Origin of the sequence: Aeromonas sp. s13 (assembly GCF_040907905.1) — a bacterium.
GTDB classification, from domain to species: domain Bacteria; phylum Pseudomonadota; class Gammaproteobacteria; order Enterobacterales; family Aeromonadaceae; genus Aeromonas; species Aeromonas veronii.
Genome location: NZ_JBFOCS010000007.1, coordinates 55,823 through 78,251 on the forward strand (window position 1 = coordinate 55,823; position 22,429 = coordinate 78,251).

Below are 22,429 nucleotides of genomic sequence, written 5' to 3' on the forward strand. Positions count from 1 at the left end.
GGGCTGAGAGGTTCAGCCTGAGTGCATAAAAAAAGACCCTGAGTTATCAGGGCCTTTTCAATATTCTGTTCTTAGAACGGGATATCGTCGTCGAAATCCATCGGCGGCTCGTTATATACCGGCGGCGCAGATTGCGGCTGCTGGGCAGGACGGCCATAACCGCCTTGCGGCTGCATATTCTGCTGCGGAGCCGGTGCCGGGCGCTGCTGATTCATCGGCTGCTGGGCAGGCATGCTCTGCTGTGGCTGACCCCAGTTACCCTGGGATTGGCCACCCATGTTCTGGCCCATACCCTGACCGCCTTGCGGACGGCCACCCAGCATCTGCATCACGCCAGTGAAGCTGTCGACCAGCACTTCAGTGGTGTAGCGCTCCTGGCCGCTCTGATCTTGCCATTTGCGGGTCTGCAGTTTGCCTTCCACATAGACCTGGGAGCCCTTCTTCAGGTACTCGCCAGCCACTTCGGCCAACTTGCCCATGAAGACGACGCGATGCCATTCGGTACGCTCTTTCTGCTCACCGGTCTGCTTGTCGCGCCAGGTTTCGGAGGTAGCCAGAGTAATGTTGGTCACAGCACCGCCACTCGGCATGTAGCGTACTTCCGGGTCTTGCCCGAGGTTACCGATCAGAATGACTTTATTGATGCCTCGACTGGCCATAATCTCTCTTCCACCTTATTTACCGGCCAGGTCGAAACCTGGTCCAACACGACTAGATACCTGATTAGTTGCTGTGTGCGGGGCGCAATGTCCCGCAGACGCATGTGACGGTCATAGTAACAGTTGCGAAGCGGATTGGCAGCATCCTTAACCTGCTTGATGTGCCAAAGGTAACTGTTGGCTCCTGCCGTAGTGATGGTCGGGTTGCTGCTGTTTCCGGCGCGTCCGGCATCACATTTCTGCCATATATTCCTGTTATGCTGGCCGATTGGCGAATTGGAATAGGTTTTTAAATCGACTAAAAACATATGGTTACGATATTTATGAGATCCATTCTCATACTTTTTTAATATTGTGCTCCCATACCTCCTTGGTAGACTCAGTCGGCCAGATTAGGTGGTTTACAGGTTCAAGGAAGAGCACACAATGAAAGCCGCATGCCCGATCGCACTGGTCACTGAAAATAATGTGCAGGCCAGCACATTTGCTGCATACCTCATCTCTCATTTGAGCCGTCCCGTCCAGCTAATCCACGAGATTAATCAGCTAGATAACCAGTGTGACGGCACGCTGTTTCTCATCGATCTCGACTATATTCGCTCCGGCCAGTCACTGGGCTGGAACCGGGCGATCTCCGAACGCTTTGGCATGGCGACCACCGTGCTGCTCAATGCTCCCACTGCGACGGATCGCGACCTGCTGCTGATGTGGCCGCAGATCTGCGGTCTGTTTTTCCGTCAGGATCCGCTCGACAGACTGGTTGCCGGGTTGCAGAAAATCCTGTTGGGCGAGTACTGGATGCCGCGCCACCTGCTGTGCGAGCTGGTCGAATACTATCGCCAGGGCAACAGTTATCTGCTGCGTAACGACACTCTGCTGACCGCCAGAGAGCAGGAGATCATCCGTTATCTGATGACGGGCGCCTCCAATGTCGAGATCGCCGACAGCCTGTTTGTCAGCGAGCATACCGTCAAATCCCACCTCTATAACGTCTTTAAAAAGCTGAATGTGAAGAACCGGATCCAGGCGGTGAGCTGGGCCAAAGAGTATCTCGATGCTCCGGACTCCCACTGATGAAAGCGCTCTCTGTGGCGTGTTGCCTCGCGCTGCTTTGGGGCTGCACGACCGTTGTGGCAGCCGAGGCTGATACACCGCTGGAGTCGGTGCAGCCGGAGCAGGAGAGTGATCGGCTGGATGTGGATGGTCTGGTACTGGATCGCACCTTTACCCGTTTCGGTCAGGGCTTTTATAACGAATTTACCCGGTTGCGCAGCGATGAAGACCCGGATGCCAGAGAAAATCTGACTATTCATGAGCGCCCGACAGCTCGCTGGGGCAGCCTGATCTGGATCACTCATAACCGGAAGGTGATTTTTAAAACCGCGCTCTCTCCCGGCCGCAATCAGCAGGAGCAGAGCGCCAAACTGGCTTGGTCACAGGTCAGGCAGACCCTCGAACAGCAGAAGATCGCGACCCTGTTCATGGATACCTTCGATTTGGAACATGATGAACTATAAGGATATTTTTCATGCGTGCCCGGTTATGGCTAGTTGCTGCACTGATAGCGCCAACGCTCCATGCGTCGGAGCTTGTCTATCGCCCCGTCAACCCCAGCTTTGGGGGTAACCCTCTCAACAGCAGTCATCTGCTTGGCACCGCCAATGCGCAAAATGATTACAAGGATCCCGCCAGTGGCAGCGGTAGCAGCGGCACCTCGGCGCTGGATCGCCTGACCTCCAACCTGCAATCCCGCCTGATCAGCCAGCTGCTGGCCGATATCGGCAAGGATGGCAGCCAGAGCGGCAGTCTGGTGACCGATGATTTTGCCATCAATGTGGTGGATGAAGATGGCACCCTGGTGGTTTCGATCACCGACCGGGTGACCAACCAGACCACCATGATCGAAGTGAATGGCCTGATTGCCGACTGAGGGCGCGATGAAACGACAACTGTTATTGATAGTGCCCCTGCTTGCGCTGGCTGGCTGTGCGACCCATATCGGCTCACCCGTTGCCGATGAGAAGGCAACCCTTATGCCGCGATCCGTCTCTTACAAGGAGCTGATCAGTCTGCCCAAGCCAAAAGGGAAAATTGTCGCGGCCGTCTACGATTTTCGCGATCAGACAGGTCAGTACCTGCCTGCACCGGCGTCCAACTTCTCCACGGCGGTCACCCAGGGTGGGGTGGCCATGCTGAGCACGGCCTTGTGGGACTCTCAATGGTTTGTGCCGCTGGAGCGAGAGGGGCTGCAGAACCTGCTGACTGAACGCAAGATTGTGCGGGCGGCCCAGAACAAGCCCAACGTTCCCGGCAACAATGCCAATCAACTGCCCTCTCTGGTTGCCGCCAACATCCTGATCGAGGGGGGGATCGTCGCCTATGACAGCAATGTGCGAACCGGCGGGGCGGGGGCCAAGTATTTTGGCATCGGTGCCAGCAGGGAGTATCGGGTCGATCAGGTGACGGTCAATCTGCGCGCCGTCGATATCCGTTCAGGCCGGATCCTGAACAGTGTCACCACCTCCAAGACAGTATTGTCGCAACAGGTGCAGGCCGGGGTATTCCGTTTCGTCGAGTACAAGCGCCTGCTGGAGGCCGAGGCCGGTTTCAGCACCAATGAACCGGTACAGATGTGTGTCATGTCGGCTATCGAGTCCGGGGTGATCCGGCTGATAGCCAATGGTGTGCGGGACAATCTGTGGCAACTGGCCGACCAGCGGGATATCGACAATCCGATCCTGCAGGAGTACCTGCAAGACAATGCCCCGCTGCTTTGAGTTTTCCCGCTCGTGCAATGCCCTCCCTGGTGGAGGGCATTTTTTTTGGCCTCCATCGAATACGAATTAAGACTTTCTGCTCAGCGACAGGGCGGCGCTTTTCATCCTCGAATCAGCGGAGTGCCTGATAGGCCGCCTCTGGTCTGACAGGGATACTGTGGGCGTTTTCCAACAAGGCGATGGCGCGATGAAACACCTGTTGAGTGCTCTCTTTTTCCTGCTGATATCGGGCGCCCCGCAACTCGCCGCAGAGCCTGCCGTCTTCGACGAGCTGGCGATGGCAAGCGAGCTGGATTCCGGTCTGCAGAACGATGGGAATCAGGCGCTGTTGTGGCAACTCGGTAGCGAGCAGCAACTGCACCTCACCCAGCAAGGGGAGCTGAATCAGGCGCGTCTGCTGCAACAGGGTTGGGCCAATGAGTTGGCGCTCTCCCAGGTGGGAGATGAGAACTGGGTCAATGGTGCGCAACTGGGCGAGGGCAATAGCGCCGAGCTCTATCAGGCGGGCATCAATAACCGGATTTGGCTGCTGCAACAAGGTAGCGGTAATGAAGCCTGGATCAGTCAGCAAGGGGCAGACAATCAGGCCCGGGCGATCCAGCTGGGTGATGGTAATCAGGCCAGCATCGAGCAAAACGGTAACGGATTGGCAGCAACCGTTATTCAGACGGGAGCCAATCAGCAAGTAAATGTCGTTCAAACCAACTGAGCCTAGGCTCAACCATTAGCACGAGAGGGAAATCATGTTTAAACGTACCATCATTGCCTCGGCAGTTCTTCTGGCGACCAGCACCGCTTGGGCGGCATCTACTGGCAATCAGGCTGAGGTGACTCAGGCTCAATTCTCCACCGGCAACTTGGCGTACATCCAGCAGGTCGAGGAGAGCACGGCTAACAAGGCGGCCATCTATCAGCAGGGTAACGGCAACCTCGCCTCGACCGAGCAGCGCAATACCGGTGCTTCCACTGCTGATATCAAGCAAGCCGGTGGCCAGAACGAAGGGGAGGTATTGCAGCAGGGGGTGACCAATAAATCGACCGCGACCATTGATACCAGCGGGCTGCTGAACAAGGCCTCGATTACCCAGCAGTACTACAACGGTGAGGCCACGGCCCGGGTGAGCCAGCTCGGTGACAGTAACAATGCTCTCATTAAACAGGATGATGGTAACGGCGCCATTTCAGTGATTGAGCAGCAAGCGGATGGTAACAGCGCGCAGATCAATAACTACTGGTCTGATTATGCCAGCGCTACCATTACCCAGTCAGGAGAAGGTGGACATATTGCGGATGTCGATCAACGCGAATCCGATGGTGCCGTTGCCAGCGTGGCTCAAGAGGGTGGCAATAACACGGCCTTAGTCGCACAACGTACAAGCAACTTCGGTTACGGCGCAAACGAGGGCACCTCTGCGGTCGTCAAGCAAAGTGGCAATGACAATACTGCCGAGGTCACTCAGCTGGGGCTGGCCAACGTGGCAACGGTGGAGCAAAGCGGGACCGCTGGCAGCGTGACAGCCCAGCAGTCTGGTGCGACCGCCGGACAAGGGAACAACCTGCTGGCCAAACAGGCTGGTTCCGGTGAAACCGCCCTTCTGACCCAGACCGGGAGTCGTAACCAGATCGACTCTGAGCAGAGAGGTTCTGAGGATCTGTTGACCATCACCCAGAATGGTAACGAGAACATCGCCAATGCCAGACAGAGCGGAACTGGTGAAACGGCGGTCGTGACTCAGCTGGGTAATGGCAACCAGGCCGATACCAACCAGCAGGGGTCTGGCAACACTGCACAGGTCGCTCAGAATGGCAGCAATAACCAGGCGGTGGTTGATCAGCTGGCCACCAGCGTGGGTGGATCTGTCACTATCGATCAGTTGGGTAGCGACAACTATGCCAATGCAGTGCAAGAGGAGGGTAGTCGCAACAAGGTCGATATTGACCAGAACGGCACTGGCAACCAGGTTGCCGCCGCGCGTGGCGTTGAGGGCAAAGGAGCCTGGACCTGGGGCTCGGACAACGAGCTGGTCGTGGCTCAGAAAGGTACTGACAACTGGGCTTATGCCGATGCGTCTCACTCTGACTCTGTGGTGACAGTGACTCAGGATGGGAAACTGAACAGCGCCAAGGTCGAATCCTATCTGGGGAGCGACAACACGCTCACCGTAAGCCAGTTAGGTGAAAAACACGTGGCCAACGTTTACGTCAATGGCGGCATGGGCGGTGGCAATAACGAAGTCGACGTTGCACAAACCGACAGCCTCAACACTGCCAATGTGACTGTCTATGGCAGCGATAACATGGCCTATGTCTATCAGGGGTCTGGTAGCAACTGATGGTCATCTCCGTATTCAGGGGCCTGCGGGCCCCTCTTTTATTGGTGCTGCTCTGTGGGTTGATGCTGGTTTATCGCGTTCCTTCACCAGCAACTGCAAGGGAAACCGAGATAGAACCCGATCCGTCGATCCGCTTGTCCCTCAATATAGTGCAGAGCGAACAGGGGCTGTCACTTGCACCGACGCTGCTCAGCAAGCGCAACTTGAAGGTGAGCTTCAGGTTGCTGGTGTATGGCGAAGGGGCCGCCGGGAGGACGACTCAGCGCCAGAGCCGTAATCTGTCGCTGCAGGCTGGAGTGGTCATGGCGGTTGGCAAAATAGGGCTGGGTTTACGTTGCCCCTATCGGGTCGAGGTCACCGCCCGGATATGGCAAAACGAGCGGCTGCTGGTGGAGAAAAAAGAGCAGATGGCGTGCGCCGGATGATGCGCATTTCATCTCATGACTGTCTATTCATCCAGTAGTCTCTATGCCATACTGACTCGCTCAGGTTTCTGTATCGAGCGTGCAACAAGATGGAAAAGATCGTGGTCCGGGGTGCTCGCACCCACAACCTCAAGAACATCAATCTGACCCTGCCCCGCGACAAGCTGATCGTGGTCACCGGCCTCTCCGGTTCGGGCAAATCCTCTCTGGCGTTCGATACCCTCTATGCCGAGGGGCAGCGACGCTATGTGGAGTCCCTCTCCGCCTATGCCCGCCAGTTCCTCTCCCTGATGGAGAAGCCGGACGTCGACCATATCGAGGGGCTTTCGCCCGCCATCTCCATCGAGCAGAAGTCCACCTCCCACAACCCGCGCTCGACCGTCGGCACCATCACCGAGATCTACGACTACCTGCGTCTGCTGTTTGCCCGGGTCGGTGAGCCGCGCTGTCCGACCCACGCCATTCCGCTTGCCGCCCAGACCATCAGCCAGATGGTGGATCAGGTGCTGGCCCAGCCGGAGGGGAGCAAGCTGATGCTGCTGGCCCCGGTGGTGCGCGATCGCAAGGGTGAGCACACCAAGCTGCTGGAGAATCTGGCGGCCCAGGGCTACATCCGTGCCCGTATCGACGGCGAGGTGTGCGATCTCTCCGATCCTCCTACGCTGGAGCTGCACAAGAAGCACACCATCGAGGTGGTGGTGGATCGCTTCAAGGTGCGCGAGGACCTTGCCTTGCGTTTGGCCGAGTCGTTCGAGACGGCGCTGACCCTATCCGGTGGGATTGTGCTGGTGGCGCCAATGGATGGCGAGGAGGGGGTCGACCCCATGACCTTCTCCGCCAACTTCGCCTGCCCGGAGTGCGGCTACTCCATGTCGGAGCTGGAGCCGCGCATCTTCTCTTTCAACAACCCGGCCGGAGCCTGCCCGACTTGTGACGGTCTCGGGGTACAGCAATATTTCGATCCGGCCAAGGTGATCGGCGATCCGGCCATCAGCCTGGCCAACGGCGCCATCCGTGGCTGGGACAAGCGCAGCTTCTACTACTTCCAGATGCTGAAATCCCTCTCCGAGCACTACAAGTTCGATCTGGAGACGCCGTGGGAGGATCTGCCGGTCAAGACCCAGGAGGTGATCCTGCGCGGCTCCGGTCGCACCGAGATCGAGTTCCGCTACATGAACGACCGCGGCGACGTGGTGGTGCGCAAGCACCCGTTCGAGGGGATCCTGCACAACATGGAGCGACGCTACCGGGAGACCGAATCCAACTCGGTGCGTGAAGAGCTCTCCAAATACATCGCCAACAAATCCTGTACCAGCTGCGGTGGCAGCCGACTGCGGGAGGAGGCGCGTCACGTCTTCGTCGACAACCGCAACCTGCCGGCCATCGCCGAGCAGTCCATCGGCGATGCACTCGCCTTCTTTGAGGGGCTGAACCTCACCGGCCAGCGCGCCCAGATCGCCGAGAAGATCCTCAAAGAGATCGTCGAGCGGCTCGGCTTCCTGGTGAATGTGGGTCTCAACTACCTGAGCCTGTCCCGCAGCGCCGAGACCCTCTCCGGTGGCGAAGCGCAGCGCATTAGACTGGCCAGCCAGATCGGTGCCGGGCTGGTGGGCGTCATGTATGTACTCGATGAGCCTTCCATCGGTCTGCATCAGCGCGACAACGAGCGTTTGCTCAAGACCCTCACCCATCTGCGCGATCTGGGCAACACGGTGATCGTGGTGGAGCACGACGAGGATGCCATTCGTCTCGCCGACCATGTGCTCGACATCGGCCCGGGGGCGGGTGTGCATGGCGGCGAAATTGTTGCGCAGGGCACCCCCCAGCAGATCATCGACAATCCGGAGTCGCTCACCGGTGACTACCTCTCCGGTCGCAAACAGATCGCCATTCCGGCCGAGCGCACGCCGCTCACCGGCAAGTGGCTGAAACTCAAGGGGGCAAGCGGCAACAACCTGCGCAACGTCAACCTGGATCTGCCCATCGGGGTGATGACCTGCGTCACCGGCGTCTCCGGCTCCGGCAAGTCGACCCTGATCAACGACACCCTGTTCCGCATCGCTCATCGCGAGCTCAACAAGGCGACCGAGTCCACCCCGGCACCCTATCGCAGCGTCGAGGGGCTGGAGCATCTGGACAAGGTGGTGGATATCGACCAGAGCCCCATCGGCCGTACCCCACGCTCCAACCCGGCCACCTACACCGGCCTGTTTACCCCGATCCGCGAGCTGCTCTCCGGCACCCAGGAGGCGCGTTCACGCGGCTACCAGCCGGGCCGCTTCTCCTTCAACGTGAAAGGGGGTCGCTGCGAGGCGTGCCAGGGTGATGGGGTCATCAAGGTAGAGATGCACTTCCTGCCGGATGTCTACGTGCCGTGCGATGTCTGCAAGGGCAAGCGCTACAACCGCGAGACCCTGGAGGTGAAGTACAAGGGCAAGAATATCCACGAAATCCTCGAGATGACGGTGGAAGATGCCCGCGAGTTCTTCGATCCGGTGCCAGCGGTGGCGCGCAAGCTGCAGACCCTTATGGACGTGGGCCTCTCCTATATCCGTCTCGGCCAGTCTGCTACTACCTTGTCGGGCGGGGAGGCGCAGCGGGTCAAGCTGGCGCGGGAGCTCTCCAAGCGGGATACCGGTCAGACCCTCTACATTCTGGATGAGCCGACCACCGGCCTGCACTTCCACGACATCCAGCAACTGCTCAAGGTGTTGCACCAGCTGCGGGATCGCGGTAACACCATCGTCATCATCGAGCACAATCTTGATGTGGTAAAAACTGCCGACTGGATCGTCGATTTGGGTCCGGAGGGAGGGGCAGGTGGTGGCCGCATTCTGGTGACGGGGACGCCGGAAGAGATTTGCACCAATAAAGAGTCTCATACAGCTCGTTTTTTGCGGCCACTATTGGCGCGATAAGCCGTTATAATCGAGGGGCCTTTGGCCCCTTTTTGTTATATAAATCGGGAGCATAGGGGGAAGCTCGTCAGGTGTGGGCAGGCTTGGCATCTCAGCATCATGGTAATGGATATATCGGGTTATGGCTCAGGCTCCGCGCACGATTGATCATCAGTTGGCTTACTCCATGTTCCCCATCTGGCTGGGGGCGATCCTGCTATTGCTGGTCCTGCTGGCGTGGGCCCAGATCCCGGCTGCCAGCCGGATTGAAGAGCAGCGAATGAAGGAGCATCTGCTGCGCGTGACCAAGGCGGTGCAGGCGGATGTGGCAGCTCTGGATGCATTCAGTCGGGATTGGGGCATCTGGGATGACAGTCACCGTTTTATGGACAACAAAAGCAGGGGGTACATCGAATCCAACCTGTTCAGTGATATGCCGATGCGGGATTTTAGTCTCAACCTGATGAGCTTCATGGATCTCACCGGCTACGAAATCTGGACGCGTACCCTGCTACCCGATGCGCCGGGGATCAATCCGGATCAGTTTCCCTACTTCCTTGATGAACTGAAAAAGCAGTTGAGAGAACGCTCGGTGGCACAAGGGGGCATCAATCTGCACGGGATCCGCGCTTCCCAGTGGGGGCCGCTAATGTACTCGTGGCAGCCGATCAGAAACAGTGACGAGTCGGCACCGTTCAACGGTTTCTTGCTGGTTGTTCGTTGGCTCGACAAGGCCTACCTCGAGCAAGTATCGGAGCGTACCGCGCTGCCACTGGCGATCTCCCACGCCAATCTGGATGTCACAGCTACCTTCAAACCACTGAAACCGCAAATAACGTATCGCCTGATCGACCTTGGGCTGACCCGGCTCAGGGGAGAGGTGCGACTGCTCAACAGCGATAACCAGCCGGTACTGACCCTGGTGATTGAGGAGGAGAGAAAGATCTTGAGTGGCGTCATGGAGGGGGCGCTCTGGACCTTTATCGGCATGCTGTTTATCAGTTTTATCTGCGTCATGATCGCCATGTACCGGCTCAACAGCATTGTGCTTACCCCGTTGCAGCAGCTGGTGTCGGCGCTGCAACGCTTTGGCGATCGGCCAGATGCCACCTTGATCCCCTATATCGACAGCAGCGCCGAGATGGCGACCCTGAGCGGCAAGTTCAAGGAGATGGCCAGCAAGGTTAGTCAGCAACACGATGATTTGTTGGAAAAATCCAGCCAGATGGAGATGGCTGCATTCACCGACCCCTTGACCCGTTGTTTCAATCGTCGCTATCTCGATGGCTTGTTGCAGGCCAACCGGGCCAAACCTTGTCTGTTATTGCTGCTGGATCTGGATCATTTCAAGCGGATCAATGACCGCCTTGGCCATGACATCGGGGATCTGGTGCTGAAACAGTTGGCGGATCTGCTGCGCAAGGTGGTGACAGGGGAGCGCGAGCCGATCATCCGGCTGGGCGGGGAGGAGTTCTTGTTGCTGCTACAAGTGGATGACGAGCAAGAGTTGGCGCTGCGGGTCGAATATCTGCGCCAGCGTGTCGCTCAGCACCGCTTTGGCAGAGAGGATGCGCCACTCTGGTTGACGGTGTCGCTGGGGTTCTGCCGCTATCCGTTGCACCCGGAGTACCCGGATTCATTCTGGAGTCATAGCTTCAAACTGGCGGACATGGCGCTGTATCAGGCCAAAGTCGGCGGGCGAAATCGGTGGTGTGGCTACGCTGGTCCCCTCTCTGCGGAGGGAATGGGCCAGACTCCGGAACAGCTTGCCGAAGGGGGGAATATCACCCTGCTGCACTCTGTCAATCCGGATTAACCCTGCCGTACCAATACCAGATAGGCCAGGGCGACAATAAAACCGAGCAGGATAAAGAGAAAGGATCCGATTCCCCACACGGCCGCGAGAAAGGCCCCCACCTTTTGCCATTTCGACTCATTTTTCATAAATAAACCATTACTTACCAGTAACTTGTATGGCGCAAAAAATACGCTGATTTACCCATATAAACAACAATTAATCGCCGCACTGCCGTGCAATAAGATGTGGTTTGTTTGCTCCTTTTGGCGCTGGATGCGGGTAGTTACAACCTGTCGAAACAGGTATTTCAGCTTGTTGTCTGGGGGCTCAACGAGATTGGGATGGCGCGCAAAGATGTCACACCAATCGATTTATTTCTGTGCAACCTTTGCTCCAAGTCAATAACTTTGCATTTACAAGGGCATATAGTCAGCGGGCTTACAGCATCAAATGAAAACAAAAAAAGGGATTACGTGATGAAAAAATTACTTACTCTGATGATTGCCGCTGCAGTGACCTCTCCATTCGCCATGGCCCATCAGGCTGGTGATATTCTGGTTCGTGGTGGTTTGGCCATCGTTTCTCCTCAGGAGAGCAGTGACAACGTATTGGGTACCGGTGAATTTGAGATTAACAGTAATCAACAGCTTGGCCTGACCCTCGGTTATATGATCACCGACAACTGGGGTGTTGAGTTGCTGGCTGCAACCCCGTTCTCCCATCGTGTGAGCACTGCTGGATTGGGGGAAATTGCCAAAGTTAAGCACCTGCCGCCTACCCTGATGGGTCAATACTACTTCGGTGATGCCAAGAGCAAGGTTCGTCCTTATGTTGGTGTCGGTATCAACTACACCACCTTCTTTGACGAGAAGGGTGTTGGCAAACTGGATGGCGCCAATATCAGTCTTGATGACTCATGGGGATTGGCGGGCCAGGTTGGTATCGATATGGCTGTGACCGACCGCTGGTTTGTGAACGGTTCTGCCTGGATTATGGACATTGACACTGATGTCAAAGTCGATGGCGTTGGCACTTTTAAAACACATATCGACCCGATGGCCTTTATGGTGGGTGTTGGCTACCGCTTCTAATGATTCTGACTGCGGTTCTGAACGGACCGCGGAAGATAGCAAAGTGCGTCTCTTTCAGCCCGGCTTGTGCTGGGCTTTTTTTGGTTGTCTGATTTTGTCTGTACTGTGATCCAACCCGATACAAATCAATTAAATACCTGCCGCTTTATTTCAGTTATTCGCCACCCCTGCCGATAGTGACTATGTTCACTTTACCTTCCCCCAATGAGTGAGGATGTCTCCATGGGCTTATCTATCGTGCAGCGGATCATCGCCGGATTCGTGTTGATGCTGCTGTTGCTGATCCTGCTTGGTGTGATCAGTACCTTTAAAATCAAGGGTATAAATGACGGCCTCTCTGCCGTATCTGACCGGGCAACCCCGCTGGTGGTTGCTGTCGCAGGTCTCAAGGGGGCACTGCAGGATAGTAACCGCTGGGTGCTGGTCTACCGCACCAGTGAAGATGCCGCCCAGTTGCCGCAGCTGGCCAATCAGTTCAAGGAGCAGCAGAACCGCTTCGCCCAGCTGAGTCAGGAGATGGGTAAATTTACCGACGTAGCGGATGCTCGTGCCCGCTTCCAGCAGGTCGAGAGTGCTACCACCCAATTTTATGGCTTGGCGGATCAGGTGTTGGCACAGCATCGGCAGTGGGTCAGTACGCTGGAGCAGCGCCACAAGCTGGAGATGGAATTTATCCGTCTTGAGGATACCTACCAGTGGGCGGCGGATCTGCTGCTGCAACAGACCGCCAGCAAGCGTTCCATGCGCAACAAGGCGGAGCTCATTACCTCGGGTATCGCTCGCGATCTGAAGAATATCCGCCGTGCCGATGCCAAAACCGACCTGAACGAGCTGGAAAAGGTACTCAGCAAGGACATCGAGATGGCCCGCAAGCGGTTGGAGCGGGTGCTGGTGCCCGATGATGTGAAAGCGCGCTTTGTCTCCAATCTGGATCGGATGCAGGAGCTGGCGCTCGGCGCTCAGGGCTTGCTGGCGACCATGCGACAGGCTCAGCAACTGGCGCTGTCGCTGGCCACGCAAAATCAGCAGCTGGATGCCAGTCTGGTCAACAGCCTCAATTTGCTCGATGAGATGGGCAAGTCTGCCGGAGCCATCGCCAGCGATAGCCGGATCAATGCCGATGCAGCGGTCAGTAGCGCCAGCTTCTGGATCCTGGTGGTTGCCGCTATGTCGGCCGCTGCCGCACTGGTGATCGGTTATACCACGGCGCGCAGCATTCAGCGCCCGTTGCAGATGATCAACAAGGAGCTCGATTACATGGCGGCCGGTGACATGACCCGCCGCATCAACTACCGCAGCAGTTGCGAATTTGGCAGCCTCTCTCGCTCCATCGATACGCTGGCGGGCAAGACCGGCGAGCTGCTCTCTCAAATCAATGCAGGCTCCCGCCATCTGGTGGATGAAGCGAGCCGCGCCGCCGAGATCAGCGAACGGGCCATGTCCCGGGTGCAGGAGCAGAAGAGCCAGACCGATCAGGTGGCCGCCGCCATTACCGAGCTGGAAGTGAGCGCCACCGAGGTGGCCCGCTCTACCGATGGCACCAAGCGGGAAGTGGATCTGGCCGATGAAGAGGCGCGCAATGGGCGCCAGAAAGTGGCCACCACTCGCCGGCTCACCGAGCAGCTGGCGGGTGCCATGGAAGAGGCGGTCGGGATCACCTACAAGCTTGGGGAATTCAGCAACAACATCGGCAGCATTCTCGATGTGATCCGCAGCATCGCCGAGCAGACCAACCTGCTGGCGTTGAACGCCGCCATTGAAGCGGCCCGTGCCGGCGATGCCGGTCGCGGTTTCGCGGTGGTGGCCGATGAGGTGCGGGCGCTGGCTAATCGCACCCAGACGTCGACCGAAGAGATCCAGGGGATGATTGAGAACCTGCAGAGCTCCAGCAAGCATGTGGTTGAAGTGATGGGGCGCAGCCAGGAGCAGACCCAGAGCTGTGTTGAGCAGACTCGCGAGATGGATGTGGCGCTGCAATCCATTGCCGATCGGATGGGGGCCATCAAGTCGATGGCGGATCAGGTGGCCCATGCCGCTCAGGAGCAGATCTCCGTCAGTCAGGGGGTCGCTCGTCATATCGCCGGTATTGCCGATGTGGCATACGAGACCGAACGGGAGGCGCGCGAATCCGCCAGCAGCAGCGAAGTGCTGGCAGACCTGGTCGCCAAACAGCAGCAATTGATCGCACATTTCAAGGTCTAGGAGGGCTTATGTCTAAAAAGTGGATTGGAGCCCTGAGTCTCCTGTTGTGTGGCCAGCTGATGGCCAGCGAGCTGGTGATTGAAAGCTGGCGAACCGATGACAAGGCGTTGTGGGAGCAGAAAATCATCCCGGCGTTTGAAGCGGCGCATCCCGGCATCAAGGTGAGTTTTCATCCGGTGCAGAACGTTAACTACATGCCTACCTTGCTGGAGAACCTGAAGGCCGGCAAGGCTGGGGATCTCATTACCTGTCGTCCGTTTGATGATTCGCTTGCCCTGTTCAAGGCGGGCCATCTGGCCGAGCTGACCGAGATGGCGGGGATGGAGAACTTCCCGAGTTTTGCCCAGTCACCCTGGCAGACGGATTCCGGAGCCCAGACCTTCTGCGTACCCATGGCCTCGGTGATCCATGGCTTCTTCTATAACAAGAAGATTTTCAGTGAGTTGGGGCTCACCTTGCCGCAAACCCGCGATCAGTTCTTCGCCGTGCTGGACAAGATCAAGGCCGACGGGCGTTATGTGCCGCTGGCCATGAGCGGTTCCGAGAGTTGGGTTGCCTCCGAACTGGGGTTCCAGAACATTGGTCCCAACTACTGGAAGGGAGAGGACGGCCGTCTGGCTTTGATTGGCGGGCAGGAGCGGTTGGACAACCCGCAATATGTGAAGGTGTTCGACGAGCTGGCCCGCTGGCGTTCCTACCTCGGTGAAGGTGGTGAGAGCCGCGATTACGCGACCAGCAACGAGTTGTTCACATCGGGCAAGGCCGCCTTCTACGTGGCGGGCTCCTGGGAGATTGCTCCCTTCACCGGCAAGGTCGATTTTGGCGTCATGCGTCCGCCGGTGGCCAAACAGGGTGATGGCTGTTTCTTTACCGACCATACCGATATCGGTATGGGGATGAACCCGGCCAGCAAGAATAAAGAGGGTGCAATGGCTTTCCTGCAGTGGCTGACGACGCCGCAATTTGCCGAGCTCTATACCAACTCGCTGCCGGGATTCTTCTCCCTCTCCAACCACTTCTTCGATGTCACCAATCCGGCGGCCAAAGAGATGATGGAGTGGCGCGATCAGTGTGACTCGACCATTCGGGTGGCGACCCAGATCCTCTCCCGTGGTACGCCCAAGTTGGGGGATGAACTGGCAGAGGTGAGTCAGGCTGTGCTGCTTGGCAAGATGGAGCCCAAAGCTGCCGCTGATCGACTGGAAAGTGGCTTGAAGGGCTGGTATGCCCCTCATCAGGGCAACAAGGCCAAGAGCGCGGATTGTCAGTGTGATACGGTTGCCCCTGCCCCTGCTTCAGTGCCGACGACTGAGGTGTCCGCAGCCCCAGCAACCAGTGAAACGCCTGCCGTGGTGTCACCTGCTGTGACTCCCGCAGAACCCGCATCAGCGGCCGCTGCCCCATTACCGGCGCCGTCGGATGAGGTGGAGCAGGCGCTCTCCAACGAGCTGGAGGCGCCACAGCAGCCACAGCAATAGGTCATCTGCATCAATAAGAGCGGGAGGCATCAGCCTCCCGTTTTTTTATGGCTCGTGGCCAGCATGTATCGCTTTATTGTGCTTCGTGGGGCCAGCGGCAGAGGCTGCCGATGCGGGCAACCGGGACAAACCCCAGAGAGCGGTAAATGCGCTGGGCATGGTAGTGCTCGTCAGCCACTATGATGAGTTGTTTGGCGCGGGATAATCCTGCGCGAGCCACTTGACTCAGCAGCTGGCGGCATAACCCCTGGTTGCGCCACGCATGGTGCGTGCGTACCAATTGGAAGCGCCCAAGTGTGCCGCAAAAGAAGAGACCACAGCTGGCGACCAGTTGCCCCTCTTGCCAGATCCCCCACCAGTCCCCGAGACCATCGGCAATCATGGCCTGATAGAGCGCCTGGCGGGATTGCAGATAGGGGAGATAACTCTGTTCAGAGTGCCCCTCATCCCGCTCATGGAGTTCGAAGTCGAGCCACTCAGGCCAATCAGCAGTGGTGAAGGTGCGTGCCTCAACCTTGTTCATGTCGTCGTGAAGAGGTGGGCAGCTCTGTTCATCCAGCGCCAGTACCACGCACTCCATATATTGGTATCCGGTTGCGACAAAACCGGCGATCCGGCTGTTTTGTCCGGCCGCCAGTGGCCATTGGAAGGTGCGGTGGCGCACTCGAGGATCCTGGCCGATCAGCTGATCGAATGTTGCTTCCAGCCAGCCTTTGTCACGGTCGCTGGGCGGGGTGGGGAGCAGCAGGTAGTTGCCGAAGTAGTAATCGGGAGCATCCGGCGTGCGAACCGCCCAGAACTGATCGTGCTGAACAACCTCGCCCTGATAGCGATCGAACAGCAAGTCGGTGGCAAAGCCGGGGTGGGTATCCATGATGGTGCTCCTGCAAAGACTCATTCTATTATCGGCAGGAGTGGGAAATAGATGAAAAGGGGCCGGAGAAACCTCCGGCCAAACAATCACACGCAGATTCAGAACGTCCAGGACGATCTGCCCCCATCATAACTCGACTGGGGCAATTTTGGGATGGGCACTTTTCGGTTACGTACCGTTAATTTTGTAAATATGAAGTTCGTCAGATCGGATGTGAGGTAAATCCCTGTTGACTTTGTGTCGTTTTGCTCATAAATATAAAGACGTTTAGACGTCCAAACATCCGTTTTGACGTAGGCAGATGGATTGCAGGACAGGGAGAAGAGCAGATGGGATTTCACAGTGCACGTCAGGTTGAGGCGCTCAACCAGAGCTTGGCAGATTTGAATGGCGATATATCGGTCAGTTTCGAGTTTTTTCCGCCCAATAGTGAAGGGATGGAAAATACCCTCTGGCAGTCCATCGAACGGCTGAAGGTGCTGGAACCCAAGTTCGTCTCCGTCACCTATGGCGCCAACTCTGGCACCCGTGATCGCACCCACAAGGTGATCAAGGACATCAAGGAGCGGACCGGCCTGATTGCGGCGCCGCACCTGACCTGTATCGATGCCAGTCGCGACGAGCTGCGCACCATCGCCCGCGACTACTGGAACAGCGGTATTCGTCATATTGTGGCTCTGCGCGGTGATTTGCCGCAGGGGTTGGAGAAGCCGGATATGTATGCCACCGATCTGGTTGCTCTGCTCAAGTCAGAGGCGGACTTCGATATCTCGGTTGCTGCCTATCCGGAAGGGCACCCGGAGGCCAAGAGTGCGCAATCCGACCTGCTCAACCTCAAGCGCAAGATTGATGCTGGTGCCAACCGCGCCATCACTCAGTTCTTCTTCGATGTGGAAACGTATCTGCGCTTTCGGGATCGCTGCGCCGCTATCGGCATCGATGCTGAAATCGTGCCGGGGATCCTGCCGGTCTCCAACTACCAGACCCTGGCCAAGTTTGCCGGTTTTACCAACGTGAAGATCCCGCGCTGGATGCATCAGCGTTTCGAGGGACTGGATAACGATCAGATGACCCGCAATCTGGTGGGGGCGAGCATCGCCATCGATCAGGTGCGCGTGCTGAGTCAGGAAGGCGTGAAGGATTTCCACTTCTATACCCTGAACCGCTCCGAGCTGACTTATGCCATCTGCCATACTCTGGGGGTTCGTCCCAAGGGTTGACCGGTGGTCACCGCGATAAAAGCAAAAAGCCAATGAGTTGCTCATTGGCTTTTTCGTTATGGCCGATTATCAAGGTCTGGTCGGGGCGATCTCTTTTGGCTCAAGATCGATAACCGCATTACCGGCAGCCCCCGGATACTGGCGATAGACCTGATCCTGCTCCAGTGTGTAGAAGGTATCCAGATAGTCGTCGTTGTTGGTCATCCAGGAGTCGGGCAGAGCCTTGACGATGCGACCGCCGAGATCGAGGAAGGGCAGGGCTTCCGGCACGCCACCCGCAGTAAAGCCGAGTTTGAGAGCTTCAATCAGCAGGGCGCTCAGCTCCTTGTAGTTGACGTTGTCATCCTGCTCCATCATCACCACATCGACGGCACCCCAGCGATAGCGATCCCAGTAAACCAGGATCTGGTTGGGGGTGTAGTCTGTGTTGTCATAGTCGAGGTAGGGCATGTCGACAATATCGACCACTGGTTCATCCCGACTGGGATTAACCCCTGCGACCACTGCATACACTTCGGCTGCGCCGAGCAGCCAGGGCTCCTGATCATCCTTCAGTCTGATCTTTTTCAGGATACTGGTCTTGAGCGGCGCCGTGCTGGCCGCCACTCGCGGAGCGCTTTGCAGATCCGCATCGGCCAGCGCCTTGCGCATCACCTTCAAGCCTGCGTTCTTGGCTTTGACGGGATCGGCTTCGACTACCAGAACCGGCCGGGCCGGTGCCTTGTCCACATCCAGATAGACAGGATTGCCAGCGCTGTCGAACGCTTCAATGGCGCTCCAGCTCTTCTCATCTCCACTTGGAACATAGGCGACCAGCGGTTCGACACCCTGTTGCAGTGCGGTGGCCTGATCGGTGTTGGCCAGCCGCAACTGCATCAGTTGCTTGACCTCGCCATCCAGTCCTTGCCGGCTGATGGCCGCCTGGTTGGCATCGCTCGCCTGCCGTTTAAGGCGTGGGCTGGCCTTCTGCAGCAGGTTGGGAAGCGGGCTCTGGTATTGCTGATTGCTCAGCAGAGGCAGCAGGTTTTTCTGCTGAAGTGCGAGCTGGCGAGCCAGCTCTCGATCCGTATCGGCAGCCTGGACGCTCGTAGCACCCAGTATGGCCAGTAGTAACAAGACAGCCTGATTTTTCATTTTTATACTCCGTTGCATGGAACCTGACAGGGCACCATGTCCGGGAAGATTGGTGCCCTGACGCCACTAGAAGGAAATTAGTTTCACTTGTGAATCATTTTATCTGGATAGTGTGCAGAGGTTCACGGTTTGAGGTTCAATTGATTCCTTTGTCGATATAATTGGAACTGATAGATAGCCAGACCAATCAGCAGACCCCAGCAGGCTGCCGCGATGCCGAGCAGGCTGATCCCGGACGCGGTAATAATAAAGGTGAGCAGCGCAGCTTCTCGCGCTTCATCCTGTTGCAAGGCAGAGTGCAGGCTACTGCCGATGGTGCCTAGCAGGGCCAATCCGGCGATGCAGGTGACAAGGGCTGCCGGAAAGGCGCTAAACAGGGCCGCGACGGTTGCGCCGAAGCAGCCGGTCAGGAGATAAAAGCAACCCGCCCATACCGCAGCTGGCCAGCGGCGCTTGGTATCCGAGTCGACCTCTTTGCCCATGCAGATGGCGGCAGTGATGGCGGCCAGATTGAAGGCATAGCCGCCAAAAGGGGCGAGCAGCAGGCCAGTCAGGCCAGTCCAGCTGATCAGCGAGGAGGTGGAAGGCTGATAGCCATGGGCCCGCAAGATGGCAATTCCCGGCATGTTTTGCGATGTCATGGTGACAATGAACAGCGGCAGCGCGATACCAAACAGAGCATCAAGGGAGAAGGCTGGCCATGTCCAGACCGGGCTGGCGAGTTGCCAGTGAAGGGGGCCCATTTGCAAATCCCCCCGCACGCTGCAGATCAGCATCCCCACTCCCAGTACCAGCACCATGGTATGGCGGGGCCAGAGATGACGACCCAGCAGGAAGGCCAGCAGCAGGGTGCCAAGCAACAAGGGGTCTTGCGGGGCGACCTTGAACAGATCCAGCCCGAATTTGAGCAGCACGCCAGCCAGCATGGCGGCGGCCAGTGGAGCCGGGATATGTTTCATCAAACGGTCGAACCAGCCGCTGATGCCACACAGAGTGATCAGCAGGGACGAGATCACAAAGGCGCCGATGGCTTCCGCCAGAGTGAAGTTGCCCAGCGTGGTGATCAGCAGTGCCGCGCCCGGTGTGGACCAGGCGGTTAGTATGGGTATGCGGTAATATAGAGAGAGGCCGATGCAGCTCACCCCCATGCCGATCCCCAGCGTCCAGAGCCAGGAGGCAACTTGGGCAGTATCAGCACCCGCTGCCGTGGCGGCCTGGATGATCAGGATGACGGAGCTGGTGTAGCCGACCATCACGGCGATAAAGCCTGCGACCAGATGGGGGATGGCGAAGGGCATGACTCTTCCTCTTGGCGTTGTGACGCGCTGTGCGTTATTACGTACAATACATCTTTGACTATATCGCTGTGCGCTATAGCGTACAAGGCGCATCGTGCAAGAGTAATAAAGAGGCAGTTATGCAAGAGATGAGTCAGCATCTGGCTGCTCGACTGAAGGGGCTGCGCAGCGAGCGTGGCTGGAGCCTGGATGCCGCCGCGCGCGAAACGGGTGTCAGCAAGGCGATGCTGGGGCAGATTGAGCGGGGAGAGTCCAGCCCGACGGTGGCGACGCTATGGAAGATAGCCACCGGTTTTCGAGTCTCATTTTCCAGTTTCATCGAGCCCACACCCGCCACGCAGGAAGAGGTGCTCTATCGCACCGCCGATGCTATTCGCCAGCAGCCTGCGGGAGAGGGCATGCAAGTGGCACCGCTCTTCCCTTATGAAAACCGGTTTGGTTTCGAGTTGCTTGAGCTGACCCTGTTGCCGGGTTACCAGCGTGAGTCCGAGCCCCATGAGCCGGGAGTGACCGAGCATGTCATCGTCATCAGCGGCATGATGGAGGTGCTGGTGGCAGGGGAGTGGTGCTCACTGGTGCAAGGCGAGGCGGTGCGTTTTGCTGCCGATCGCCCACATGGTTATCGCAATCTGGGCATAGCCCCGGCGATCTTCCACAACTTGATCCACTATCCGGTGGTAACACCCTGAACATGTTCCGCAGTCATCAACCCGGTCGACCATCTGCTCTGGGGCGGATCAATATCGGGGTATAGACCCAGACAAACAGACCATAGGCAGCGATCCAGGCAAGCGCGCTGAGGTTCCAGCCATGCAGGGTATAAGCAGGCCAGAACAGCGGAATCGCCACCCGCATTGTAGCGGCAGCGATAACCAGGGCGAATGCGCCAGTGATCCTGCGTCCTACCTGCAAGGCCCGACCGCTATGGCCGAGGGAGACTCGCGCAATCATGCCCAGGATCATGGTCCCCATACAGCCTGCGCTGAGCAGGTGACTGGCCATCGACAACGTGATGGGCAGACCCGCGCTATGTACCGCAAGGGCGAACAGGCCAAGAGGGATAAACAGATAAGCGAGATGGAGTGACCACAGCAGGGGATGCGCAAGGGTCGATGGCAGATGCCAACGCAGTTGTCGCCACAGATGCAAACTCGCAGCCATTATATATAGAGGCACTATATATATGCTGGTGACCCATTGGGTGGGGAGCAGCAGCCAGCAGAGCAAGATAAGCCACAGTGTCGCGAGCACCGCCCGTTCCAGCCAGAGCTGAGGTGCGGGTTTCTCCTGACCGGTTGCCCGGGCGGTAAAGAACGGAATCACCCTTCCACCCATCACGGCGATCAGGGTGGTGAACAACAGCACAGTGGTGATCAATAGGTGCTCAACGGTGGTCCAATCGACCTGCCATAACCAGCTGGCGCCATTGAGCAGGGTCAGTATCAGCAACAGGGGCACGAAGAAGAGGTTGCGCCATTGCCGGGTTATCAAGATAGGCTTGGCAAGGAACCAGGCGCACAGCGGCAACCAGAGCAGGTCTGCCGCCATCAGGAGCGTATTCTCTTCACCCAGCCAGGGTAACAAGGTTCTTGGCAACATCCACAACCCCACCACCAGCGCCAATGGCCAGCTTCGAACACCGGGATAGGCCGTCCAGTTCTGCACTGCGGTGAGCAGAAAACCCGCGACGATGGCAGCCCCGAAACCAAACAGCATCTCATGACCATGCCACCAGATCGGGTTGGCAATCCCGGGCAAGGTAAGCCAACCGTTGAGCTGCCACAGCCAGAGCAACATGGCGACGGCCGCAAACAGAGCCCCGAACAAGAAGAAGGGTCGGAACCCCAGGCGGAACAGCGGGACGATTTGCTCTTCCTTATGACTATCGAGGATTTGATGCATGAGGGCATTCCAATTAAACATTTGAGATGATAATTATAAATTAGCTTTTAAAATGTTCAATTTAAATCCGGCAATAGTCAGGATTGATGTCATTTCGAGCAAAAAAAGAGGTGGTTGTTTGATATCTGAGCGAACGAACTTTTTTGCTGAAAAAGCCCTTGTCATCCCGGCGCGGCTCCCTATAATGCGCCCCTACCAGCACGGCGGAACACGCCGGACTGATGAGCCAGCTTCCTAGTGAAGTGAGCGCCGAAAGAAAAGCGAAAACAATCGCTTGACTTTCGAAGTGAGAAGCGTAATATGCGCCTCCTCAACGCGACAAGCGTGACGCTCTTTAACAA

General features: G+C 57.4%; 19 protein-coding genes. 14 read left to right on the forward strand and 5 right to left on the reverse strand.

The window, feature by feature from the left end; translation table 11 throughout:
* Window positions 1–71 precede the first annotated feature (71 nt).
* The gene (locus AB5Y82_RS01100; protein WP_005340181.1) at window positions 72–659 is read right to left on the reverse strand and encodes a single-stranded DNA-binding protein; all 588 of its coding nucleotides are present in this window, start codon (window positions 657–659) and stop codon (window positions 72–74) included.
* A gap of 426 nt (window positions 660–1,085) precedes the next feature.
* Here AB5Y82_RS01100 and AB5Y82_RS01105 point away from each other — a divergent pair, with 426 nt between their 5' ends.
* The 12 genes from AB5Y82_RS01105 to AB5Y82_RS01160 all read left to right on the forward strand — a co-directional run bounded on the left by AB5Y82_RS01105 (window position 1,086) and on the right by AB5Y82_RS01160 (window position 15,660).
* A complete protein-coding gene (locus tag AB5Y82_RS01105; RefSeq protein ID WP_042080923.1) occupies window positions 1,086–1,733 on the forward strand; it encodes a LuxR C-terminal-related transcriptional regulator in 648 nt (215 codons plus the stop codon).
* Window positions 1,733–2,176, forward strand: coding sequence for a curli production assembly/transport protein CsgE (locus tag AB5Y82_RS01110; RefSeq protein ID WP_005355005.1), 444 nt, complete (start codon window positions 1,733–1,735; stop codon window positions 2,174–2,176). Before AB5Y82_RS01105 ends, AB5Y82_RS01110 begins: the two co-directional genes overlap by 1 nt.
* A gap of 11 nt (window positions 2,177–2,187) precedes the next feature.
* Entirely contained in the window at window positions 2,188–2,589 is a 402-nt protein-coding gene (locus AB5Y82_RS01115) for a curli assembly protein CsgF (protein ID WP_019445195.1), read from the forward strand.
* A 7-nt stretch (window positions 2,590–2,596) separates the two neighbouring features.
* Entirely contained in the window at window positions 2,597–3,436 is an 840-nt protein-coding gene (locus tag AB5Y82_RS01120; RefSeq protein ID WP_368173540.1) for a CsgG/HfaB family protein, read from the forward strand.
* Window positions 3,437–3,623: 187 nt separating this feature from the next.
* Window positions 3,624–4,145 (forward strand): curlin, encoded by a 522-nt coding sequence (locus tag AB5Y82_RS01125; RefSeq protein ID WP_042080925.1) that lies wholly within the window; start codon window positions 3,624–3,626, stop codon window positions 4,143–4,145.
* Window positions 4,146–4,179: 34 nt separating this feature from the next.
* Window positions 4,180–5,769: a curlin gene (locus tag AB5Y82_RS01130; protein WP_368173541.1), complete on the forward strand. Its 1,590-nt coding sequence runs from the start codon at window positions 4,180–4,182 to the stop codon at window positions 5,767–5,769.
* Window positions 5,769–6,194 (forward strand): curli-like amyloid fiber formation chaperone CsgH, encoded by a 426-nt coding sequence (csgH, locus tag AB5Y82_RS01135; RefSeq protein WP_279488778.1) that lies wholly within the window; start codon window positions 5,769–5,771, stop codon window positions 6,192–6,194. The genes AB5Y82_RS01130 and csgH overlap by 1 nt, the downstream gene beginning before the upstream one ends.
* Before the next feature lie 89 nt (window positions 6,195–6,283).
* Window positions 6,284–9,112 carry an excinuclease ABC subunit UvrA gene (gene uvrA / locus AB5Y82_RS01140; RefSeq protein ID WP_279488779.1) on the forward strand — a complete coding sequence of 943 codons (2,829 nt, stop codon included), beginning with the start codon at window positions 6,284–6,286 and terminating at the stop codon, window positions 9,110–9,112.
* A gap of 121 nt (window positions 9,113–9,233) precedes the next feature.
* A complete protein-coding gene (locus AB5Y82_RS01145; protein ID WP_368173542.1) occupies window positions 9,234–10,907 on the forward strand; it encodes a diguanylate cyclase in 1,674 nt (557 codons plus the stop codon).
* 458 nt (window positions 10,908–11,365) lie between these two features.
* Window positions 11,366–11,980, forward strand: a complete 615-nt coding sequence (locus tag AB5Y82_RS01150) for an OmpW family outer membrane protein (protein ID WP_111901633.1) — start codon at window positions 11,366–11,368, stop codon at window positions 11,978–11,980.
* Between the two features lie 222 nt (window positions 11,981–12,202).
* Window positions 12,203–14,182, forward strand: coding sequence for a methyl-accepting chemotaxis protein (locus tag AB5Y82_RS01155; RefSeq protein WP_111901634.1), 1,980 nt, complete (start codon window positions 12,203–12,205; stop codon window positions 14,180–14,182).
* Between the two features lie 8 nt (window positions 14,183–14,190).
* Window positions 14,191–15,660 carry an ABC transporter substrate-binding protein gene (locus AB5Y82_RS01160; RefSeq protein ID WP_368173543.1) on the forward strand — a complete coding sequence of 490 codons (1,470 nt, stop codon included), beginning with the start codon at window positions 14,191–14,193 and terminating at the stop codon, window positions 15,658–15,660.
* 73 nt (window positions 15,661–15,733) lie between these two features.
* Here the strand turns inward: AB5Y82_RS01160 and AB5Y82_RS01165 are convergent, their stop codons facing one another.
* On the reverse strand, window positions 15,734–16,534 hold the full coding sequence (locus tag AB5Y82_RS01165; protein WP_368173544.1) for a GNAT family N-acetyltransferase: 801 nt from the start codon (window positions 16,532–16,534) through the stop codon (window positions 15,734–15,736).
* A gap of 329 nt (window positions 16,535–16,863) precedes the next feature.
* On the opposite strand from AB5Y82_RS01165, the gene metF reads away from it, so the two are divergent.
* Window positions 16,864–17,754, forward strand: a complete 891-nt coding sequence (gene metF / locus AB5Y82_RS01170) for a methylenetetrahydrofolate reductase (RefSeq protein ID WP_005340191.1) — start codon at window positions 16,864–16,866, stop codon at window positions 17,752–17,754.
* Window positions 17,755–17,823: 69 nt separating this feature from the next.
* On the opposite strand, the gene AB5Y82_RS01175 is transcribed toward metF, so the two are convergent.
* Together AB5Y82_RS01175 and AB5Y82_RS01180 are read right to left on the reverse strand one after the other, a co-directional pair.
* Complete coding sequence (locus AB5Y82_RS01175; protein ID WP_159164398.1) at window positions 17,824–18,888, reverse strand: DUF3103 family protein; 1,065 nt, start codon at window positions 18,886–18,888, stop codon at window positions 17,824–17,826.
* Between the two features lie 122 nt (window positions 18,889–19,010).
* Complete coding sequence (locus AB5Y82_RS01180) at window positions 19,011–20,186, reverse strand: benzoate/H(+) symporter BenE family transporter (RefSeq protein WP_111901638.1); 1,176 nt, start codon at window positions 20,184–20,186, stop codon at window positions 19,011–19,013.
* 119 nt (window positions 20,187–20,305) lie between these two features.
* Between AB5Y82_RS01180 and AB5Y82_RS01185 the strand changes: the two genes are divergently transcribed.
* Window positions 20,306–20,875 carry a helix-turn-helix domain-containing protein gene (locus AB5Y82_RS01185; protein ID WP_111901639.1) on the forward strand — a complete coding sequence of 190 codons (570 nt, stop codon included), beginning with the start codon at window positions 20,306–20,308 and terminating at the stop codon, window positions 20,873–20,875.
* A 16-nt stretch (window positions 20,876–20,891) separates the two neighbouring features.
* Here the strand turns inward: AB5Y82_RS01185 and AB5Y82_RS01190 are convergent, their stop codons facing one another.
* A complete protein-coding gene (locus AB5Y82_RS01190; RefSeq protein WP_111901640.1) occupies window positions 20,892–22,088 on the reverse strand; it encodes an NnrS family protein in 1,197 nt (398 codons plus the stop codon).
* Window positions 22,089–22,429: the final 341 nt, after the last annotated feature.

Coding starts and splice junctions, on each gene's coding strand:
- AB5Y82_RS01100 (WP_005340181.1), bottom strand. CDS start 659: ATGGCCAGTCGAGGCATCAATAAAGTCATTCTGATCGGTAACCTCGGG.
- AB5Y82_RS01105 (WP_042080923.1), top strand. CDS start 1,086: ATGAAAGCCGCATGCCCGATCGCACTGGTCACTGAAAATAATGTGCAG.
- AB5Y82_RS01110 (WP_005355005.1), top strand. CDS start 1,733: ATGAAAGCGCTCTCTGTGGCGTGTTGCCTCGCGCTGCTTTGGGGCTGC.
- AB5Y82_RS01115 (WP_019445195.1), top strand. CDS start 2,188: ATGCGTGCCCGGTTATGGCTAGTTGCTGCACTGATAGCGCCAACGCTC.
- AB5Y82_RS01120 (WP_368173540.1), top strand. CDS start 2,597: ATGAAACGACAACTGTTATTGATAGTGCCCCTGCTTGCGCTGGCTGGC.
- AB5Y82_RS01125 (WP_042080925.1), top strand. CDS start 3,624: ATGAAACACCTGTTGAGTGCTCTCTTTTTCCTGCTGATATCGGGCGCC.
- AB5Y82_RS01130 (WP_368173541.1), top strand. CDS start 4,180: ATGTTTAAACGTACCATCATTGCCTCGGCAGTTCTTCTGGCGACCAGC.
- csgH (WP_279488778.1), top strand. CDS start 5,769: ATGGTCATCTCCGTATTCAGGGGCCTGCGGGCCCCTCTTTTATTGGTG.
- uvrA (WP_279488779.1), top strand. CDS start 6,284: ATGGAAAAGATCGTGGTCCGGGGTGCTCGCACCCACAACCTCAAGAAC.
- AB5Y82_RS01145 (WP_368173542.1), top strand. CDS start 9,234: ATGGCTCAGGCTCCGCGCACGATTGATCATCAGTTGGCTTACTCCATG.
- AB5Y82_RS01150 (WP_111901633.1), top strand. CDS start 11,366: ATGAAAAAATTACTTACTCTGATGATTGCCGCTGCAGTGACCTCTCCA.
- AB5Y82_RS01155 (WP_111901634.1), top strand. CDS start 12,203: ATGGGCTTATCTATCGTGCAGCGGATCATCGCCGGATTCGTGTTGATG.
- AB5Y82_RS01160 (WP_368173543.1), top strand. CDS start 14,191: ATGTCTAAAAAGTGGATTGGAGCCCTGAGTCTCCTGTTGTGTGGCCAG.
- AB5Y82_RS01165 (WP_368173544.1), bottom strand. CDS start 16,534: ATGGATACCCACCCCGGCTTTGCCACCGACTTGCTGTTCGATCGCTAT.
- metF (WP_005340191.1), top strand. CDS start 16,864: ATGGGATTTCACAGTGCACGTCAGGTTGAGGCGCTCAACCAGAGCTTG.
- AB5Y82_RS01175 (WP_159164398.1), bottom strand. CDS start 18,888: ATGAAAAATCAGGCTGTCTTGTTACTACTGGCCATACTGGGTGCTACG.
- AB5Y82_RS01180 (WP_111901638.1), bottom strand. CDS start 20,186: ATGCCCTTCGCCATCCCCCATCTGGTCGCAGGCTTTATCGCCGTGATG.
- AB5Y82_RS01185 (WP_111901639.1), top strand. CDS start 20,306: ATGCAAGAGATGAGTCAGCATCTGGCTGCTCGACTGAAGGGGCTGCGC.
- AB5Y82_RS01190 (WP_111901640.1), bottom strand. CDS start 22,088: ATGCATCAAATCCTCGATAGTCATAAGGAAGAGCAAATCGTCCCGCTG.